General features: G+C 45.6%; 7 protein-coding genes. 6 read left to right on the plus strand and 1 reads right to left on the minus strand.

Features of this window, described 5'->3' with window-relative positions; genetic code table 11:
- The first annotated feature begins 165 nt into the window (after positions 1–165).
- From C7R91_RS17615 to C7R91_RS17640, 6 genes are all read left to right on the plus strand, one after another.
- Positions 166–1,818: a peptide ABC transporter substrate-binding protein gene (locus C7R91_RS17615; protein WP_047073967.1), complete on the plus strand. Its 1,653-nt coding sequence runs from the start codon at positions 166–168 to the stop codon at positions 1,816–1,818.
- 134 nt (positions 1,819–1,952) lie between these two features.
- On the plus strand, positions 1,953–3,548 hold the full coding sequence (locus C7R91_RS17620) for a peptide ABC transporter substrate-binding protein (RefSeq protein WP_047073969.1): 1,596 nt from the start codon (positions 1,953–1,955) through the stop codon (positions 3,546–3,548).
- A gap of 129 nt (positions 3,549–3,677) precedes the next feature.
- Positions 3,678–3,935 (plus strand): hypothetical protein, encoded by a 258-nt coding sequence (locus tag C7R91_RS17625; protein ID WP_047073972.1) that lies wholly within the window; start codon positions 3,678–3,680, stop codon positions 3,933–3,935.
- Positions 3,936–3,976: 41 nt separating this feature from the next.
- Positions 3,977–4,453, plus strand: coding sequence for a hypothetical protein (locus C7R91_RS17630; RefSeq protein ID WP_047073974.1), 477 nt, complete (start codon positions 3,977–3,979; stop codon positions 4,451–4,453).
- A gap of 172 nt (positions 4,454–4,625) precedes the next feature.
- Positions 4,626–6,281, plus strand: coding sequence for an N-acetylmuramoyl-L-alanine amidase family protein (locus C7R91_RS17635; RefSeq protein ID WP_047073976.1), 1,656 nt, complete (start codon positions 4,626–4,628; stop codon positions 6,279–6,281).
- Positions 6,282–6,295: 14 nt separating this feature from the next.
- Positions 6,296–6,844: a GerMN domain-containing protein gene (locus C7R91_RS17640; protein WP_047073977.1), complete on the plus strand. Its 549-nt coding sequence runs from the start codon at positions 6,296–6,298 to the stop codon at positions 6,842–6,844.
- Between the two features lie 66 nt (positions 6,845–6,910).
- Here the strand turns inward: C7R91_RS17640 and C7R91_RS29580 are convergent.
- Positions 6,911–7,097: hypothetical protein (locus tag C7R91_RS29580; protein WP_219907878.1), on the minus strand; the 187-nt coding region annotated here is incomplete at its 5' end.

The following is a 7,097-nucleotide window of genomic DNA, read 5'->3' on the forward strand; positions in this document are numbered from 1 at the left end:
AGGGAGGAATGTTTTGGAAAATAAATTTATCGATCAATGTAATTTATAATTCATTAATCATCTTTATAAATAAATAAAAATTTATTAAATCATTCTAAAACATATTTAAAAAATATATAAAACCATGTATATTGAAAAAAGATTTAGAAAAGGGGGATTACTTGTATGAAAAAGAATGTTTTCGTGGCAATGAGTTCTATCCTCGTTCTTGGCGCGGCACTCGCAGGATGCGGTGGCGGAAACCAGGCGGCACCGGCAGATAGCAACGCTTCCGGAGCAAAGACAGAAAATTCTGCACCAACATCTGGCTCTAAAGTACTGAAACTGAACCTGCACTCCGAGCCACCAACAGCTGACCCAGGTATCGCGGAAGATACAACTTCCAGCACTATCATCACTGCTACCTTCGAAGGTCTGACTCGCGTTGGTAAAGACGGTAAATACAATCCAGCAGCAGCAGAGAGCTACACTGTTTCTGAAGACGGTAAAAAATATACATTCAAAATTCGTGATAATAAATGGAGCAATGGCGATCCTGTATCGGCAAAAGATTTCGAATATGCTTGGAAACGCGCTCTTAATCCAAAAACAGCTTCCAACTATGCATACCAACTGTACTATGTGAAGGGCGCAGAAGCCTACAACAAAGGTAAAGGTAAAGTAGAAGACGTTGGCGTAAAAGCACTTGACGATAAAACACTCGAAGTAGAATTGGCAAACCCAACTCCATTCTTCCTGGAGCTGGTTGCATTCAAAACATACTTCCCAGTTAATCCAAAAGTAGTGGAAGGCAACGAGAAATGGGCTACCGATGCGAAAACAGTTATTGGTAACGGTCCATTCAAAATGGATTCTTGGGAGCACAAGAGCAAGCTCGTTGTTTCCAAAAACGATAACTACTGGGATAAAGACAACGTAAAATTGGACAAAATCGAATTCTCCATGGTAGAGGATGAGAATACAGAGCTGTCCATGTGGGAAAACGGTGAACTGCACTGGGCAGGAGCTCCAACCTCTGCGTTGCCTACAGACGCGATCCCGGCTTTGAAAGAATCCGGCAAAATGACAACTCAGCCAATCGCGGGTACTTACTTCTACCGTTTCAACACTGAAAAACCACCGTTTAACAACGTAAAAATCCGTAAAGCGTTTGCCTATGCGATCGATCGTCAAAGCCTGATCGACAACATCCTGCAAGCTGGTCAATTGCCTGCAACAGGCTATGTACCACCAAGCATGGCGCTGAACAAAGACGGTTTCTACAAGGATAACGATATCGAAACAGCGAAGAAATTGCTCGAAGAAGGACTGAAAGAAGAGGGTCTCACCAAATTCCCGGCACTTACTCTTTCCTTCAACACTTCCGAAGGTCACAAAAAGATTGCTGAGGCAATCCAAGACCAATGGAAGAAAAACCTCGGCGTAGACGTGAAGCTCGAGAACAAAGAGTGGAAGGTTTACTTGGATGATGTACACCAAGGTAAATACCAAGTGGCTCGTGCAGGCTGGTTGGGTGACTTCAACGATCCAATCAACTTCTTGGAAATGTTCAAGGAAAAAGACGGCGGAAACAACGATACTCGTTGGGAAAATCCGAAGTACAAAGAACTCCTGAACCAATCCGCTCTGGAGCTAGACCCAGAAAAACGTAAAGCAATCCTGGCTCAGGCTGAGCAAATCCTGATGGATGAAATGCCAATTATGCCAATCTACTACTACACTCAATCTTGGGTGAAGGACGACAGAGTACAAGATGTTATCATCGATGGTCTGGGTGCTGTAGACTACAAGTACGCAGATTTCGTAGAAAAGAAATAATAGCTGGGCATGTAAAAGAAGAGAGGTGTTATACTCACCTTTCTTCTTTTTTTACCTATATAACTTCCAAATTTTAACTTTTACTGTATAATAATTTTTGGAAGATTCTCATTAGGAAGATAGGGGTGTATATGATGAAAAAGAGTGTTTTTCTAGCTTTGAGTTCAGTCCTCGTTTTCGGTGGAATGATGACCGGGTACGAAGGCGCTGTTCAAGCGGCTGAGCCTAAGGTATTAAGAATGAATCTGCATTCGGAGCCGCCTACAGCAGACCCGGGAATTGCGGAGGATACTACCTCGGGTACGATCATCACGGCAATTTTCGAAGGTCTGACACGTCTCGGAAAAGACGGAAAGGTGCACCCAGCCGCGGCAGAGAGCTATACCGTTTCTAAGGATGGGAAGACTTATACATTTAAAATTCGTGAAGCAAAATGGAGCAACGGCGACCCAGTAACGGCAAATGACTTCGAATATGCGTGGAAGCGCGCGCTCGATCCAAAGACAGCTTCCAACTACGCCTACCAGTTGTATTATGTGAAAGGTGCAGAAGACTTCAACAAAGGGATCGGCAAAGCGGGAGACGTTGGCGTAAAGGCGATTGACGATAAGACGCTAAAAGTGGAACTGACAAACCCGACACCATTTTTCCCGGAGCTGGTTGCTTTTAAAACATACTTTCCGGTGAACAAGAAGGTAGTTGAGGGCAACAAAAAATGGGCTGATGAAGCAAAGACGGTTGTCGGCAACGGACCATTCAAAATGGAAACATGGGAACACAAGAGCAATCTGACTGTCGTAAAGAACGAGAAGTACTGGGATAAGGCCAATGTAAAATTGGACAAAATCGAATTCACCATGATAGAGGATGAGAATACGGAATTGTCCATGTTTGATAACGACGAGCTGGATTGGGCGGGTGCTCCAACGTCCGCTCTGCCAATCGACGCGCTTCCGGCTTTGAGGGAAGCTGGCATATTGAAGACACAGCCAATCGCCGGCACCTATTTTTATCGTTTCAATACAGAGCAAGCACCGTTTACCAACGCAAAAATTCGTAAGGCGTTCGCGTATGCCATTAATCGTGAAAGCATCACCGCCGATATCCTGCAAGCGGGTCAAGTACCGGCAACAGGCTTTGTACCACCGAGCGTGGCGTTGAATAAAGACGGTTACTTTAAAGACAATGATCTGGAAGTTGCAAAGAAATTACTGGTAGAAGGTATGAAGGAAGAGGGTATCTCCAAACTCCCTCCAATTACACTCATCTACAACACATCCGAAGGTCATAAAAAGATCGCAAAAGAAATACAGGATCAATGGAAGAAAAACCTCGGTGTAGATATCAAGCTCGAAAATAAAGAGTGGAAGGTATACTTAGAAGATGTACACCAAGGTAATTATCAAATCGCTCGTGGAGGCTGGCTGGGTGATTTCAATGATCCCATCAACTTCTTGGAAATGTTCCAAGAACAAGATGGCGGAAACAACGATACACGTTGGGGAAATTCAAAGTACAAGGAGCTTCTGAACCAATCCGCTCTGGAGCAAGACCCGGAGAAACGCAAAGCAATTCTCATGCAGGCTGAGCAAATCCTGATGGATGAAATGCCAATCATGCCAATCTACTTCTACACTCAATCTTGGGTGCAGAACGAGAATCTGAAAGATGTCGTAATCGATGGTCTGGGTGCTATCGATTTCAAATATGCGGATCTCACCAAAAAATAAGAATGCAGGTGAAGAGGGCTATTTTCGAGTCCCTCTTCTTTTTTTCTGTCTCATGGACAAATGACCAATCCATTACGCCCTTGGCTACATAGAGTAAAAAGGAACTAACTGCAACCAGGGGGGATATTGATGGATATTGGTTCTTTGCTCAACATTGTTAAATCCATTCCTAAGGAAAAGCTGAAGACAGATGCGGGAATTAAGGAAGTTATTCGTGAAATGGCCAGAAAGTCAGGGAAAAAATTGACCGAGCAAGAGGTTAACGGGTATGCTGCGCAGTTTCGTCAGATGCAGAAAACAGAAAATGTCGGAAGTTTGTTGAATAAGCTTTCGAAAAAAGGTGTCACTGCAAAGGATTTGGAAAATATAAAAAAACGTTTTAGATAAGGGGGTAGAGTGAGGAGGGAGGTGGGATTATCGTTGAGAAAATGAAAGCGAAAAAGAAGCAGGCTGTCCCCAGGAACCATTTGCTAGAATCGATCAACAAACTTGTAGATGCGCAACATACAAACAATGCCCAAATGATGAAAGAAATGAGTCAGGTGCGACAGGAGCTACAGGATATGAAGAATACACTGGGGCGTCTCAAACAGGCACCTCCAAAAGGTACAGGAGAACGAAGAGGTCTGCTGTTTGGAGGACGCCGGAATACCGCCCAAGTGGAAGTTGCAGCCCCACCGCAAAAGCCTGCCATTTCTATCGAAGATTTACTGCCGCTTTTACCGTATCTAGGCGACGCTATTCCCCAATTGAAAAACCCAAAGGTAGCCGACTCCATTAAGGTGCTGTCGAATCCAGCTGTGATTTCCCTGATCCAGCAATTTCTTGCCAACGGGGGCTTGAACATGATAAAAAAACCTGTTCAGGAAGTAAGTAGGCAAGAGAGAAGGGGATTTTTTCGATAACCAATGCTCAGTTACAAAGACTGTCTCGCGGGGCTTGCGGAGGCGGTCTTTTCATTTTGGTACCAAAAGACTATAAACTTTACAGATCATCTAGCGTCTAATAGAATGGTGAACGTTGCACATTGGCTGACGCCACATAACGAAGAATACAGACATCACGGAGGAGGTCAGGATGAAGAGACGATTTTACCCTCTGCTGTTTGCACTGCTGGTCCTGCTGCTAATCCCCAGTTGGGCGGTTGCAGCAAGCAGTGCCTCAGAGGAAACTGTCAATCTCATGATTGGTGGACAAGCAGTGAATGCTGAAGTGCCGCCAGTCATCAAGAATGGGCGCACGTTGGTACCCGTTCGTGTCATCGCCGAAGGGCTAGGTGCAAATGTGGATTGGAATGACATTACTCGAACAGCTGTCATTACCAAGGGCACACAGCAGCTCTCCCTTACACTAGACTCCCGTACAGCAATGTTGAACGGCAAACAAGTGAAGCTCGATACGCCGCCTGTTATTTCACAAAAGCGTATGCTGCTGCCACTGCGTTTTGTCGGGGAGTCACTTGGTGTTACAGTCGGGTGGGACAACAGTACACGTACTGTCATTGCGAACGAAACACCACAGGTCAAGCTGAACGGCAAGGTGCCAACCCAGCCGATCAAGCTGTATCAAGTGGAAGACACGATGTACGCGTCCGCACAGGCTGTAGCTGAGCAAGTGGGACAAAAAGGCTTTGCGTGGAAAAGACCTGAGCGCGGGATGACGATTGATGATCAGTTGGTCCTTCCATTACGTCAATTGGAGGACGAGCTTGGAGGGTCATATGCGTGGGACAAGAAAAATAATCAGGTAGAGATCGATCGCCTCAATATTTTGAAAGATGTATCTGAGGACGGCGACCGTGTTCGTATTGAAACGACCATACCTGTGATTCCTCAGTCCTTTGTGATGACAGGTCCACACCGGATTGTCTTGGATCTCCCACAAACCGCATTGGATGATGATTTAATCGAAGATCTAAAACGTCAAGACGAGAAAAACGATAACGTAGGCGAATCTGAGGAGACGGCCTCCGCTGATGATGAAGACCAAGACAGAGCTTCCGATTCTGACGAACAGAACCAGGCAGAACAAGCGAAAGAAGAACCTCTCATCGCTGACCTGCGTTACAGCCAATACAGTGCATCTCCTGACACGGTTCGCGTCGTTATTGAGCTGAACCAAAAGAGCACGTATGAGCTGGCTTACACGAAAGACGGTATCGAAGTAAAATTGACGCCAAAGCCGAAGAAAACAGGCTACCTGATCGTCGTTGATGCCGGCCATGGAGGAAAAGACCCAGGCACGAAGGGCTCCGCTGGCAACAATGAAAAAGATTACAACTTGGCTGTCTCCAATAAAATTGTGGCTTTGCTGAAGCAATATCCAGAGTTTCAAGTCGTTCCCGTACGAACAACGGATGTGTTTTATGAACTGTCAGAGCGTGTTGCTTTTGCCAATGAGTTAGAAGCTGACTTGTTCTTGTCTATTCATGCCAATGCATTCCCGAAACCGACGGCTGCAGGAACAGAAACTTTCTATTATAATGAAAACAGTAAAGACTTTGCCCAAGTGGTACATAAACATTTGCGTGGGGCAACGCAGTTCCCGGATCGAGGCTTCAAAAAGAGCGGCTTTTATGTGATCAAAAACACGAAAATGCCTGCTGTGTTGACCGAAACAGGCTTCCTCTCCAATCCTCAGGAGAATGCGCAGCTGACGAATCCGGCATTCCAAGATAAAATCGCGAAAGCCATTGTTGCGGCTATTCGCGAATACTACGAGTCTTATCAGTAAGGGGGCTTTTCACGATGAAAAAAAGTCGAGTGATCTGGATGGCAGCGTTAGTGATGCTGCTTTTGGCCGGATGTGGGCAAAACGCGACAGAAACACCACAGCCAACCACACCAGTAGAACAGCCATCTGGTTCAAACACTGATCCATCGACAACAGAGCCGACTCTGAAAAAGCAAATGGTCACCGTTTACTATTCGGATAATAATGTGATGGAGCTGCAAAAAGAAGAGCAAGAGATCACGTTTGCAGAAGATATCGAGAAGTACAAAAAGACACTTGCCCTGTTGGAGACGCCTGTAAAGCCAGACGTGCACTTTCCACTGTGGAAAGACTTTAAGTACCATTCCATTACAATTGATAAAGGCACCCTGATGATTGATACGGATAGCAAAAATCAGTTCAATATGGGTTCAAGTGGCGAGACGATGGCTTTGGATGCGTTGAAGAATACCTTCTTTCAGTTCCCGGAAGTAAAGGAAATTGTCTTCTTGGAGGATGGCAAGAAAGTAGAAACGCTGATGGGGCACGTAGATCTCTCCGAGCCACTGAAACGAGACAATTAATCATCACCATAAAGGCGGCACACCCTGTTTATCAGGATGTGCCGTTTTTTTCGTAGATATTGTGTTTTACGTAAAGTGGCTGTCGTGGGGAGAAGAATATTTCCAGTCTAGGCTCCAGGCTCCGTCCCTCGGGGAAGTTGGGACTGCCCGCTCCGAAGCGATTAGCGGGGAAACGCAAAAGTGGTAGCCGCTTCGTAGCTCGGGCACGTTGCGTTTCTTTTGCCCGCTAATCGCTTCTCCGCTCGGTAGGACT

The organism is Brevibacillus formosus, assembly GCF_003013405.1.
Taxonomy (GTDB): Bacteria; Bacillota; Bacilli; order Brevibacillales; family Brevibacillaceae; genus Brevibacillus; species Brevibacillus formosus.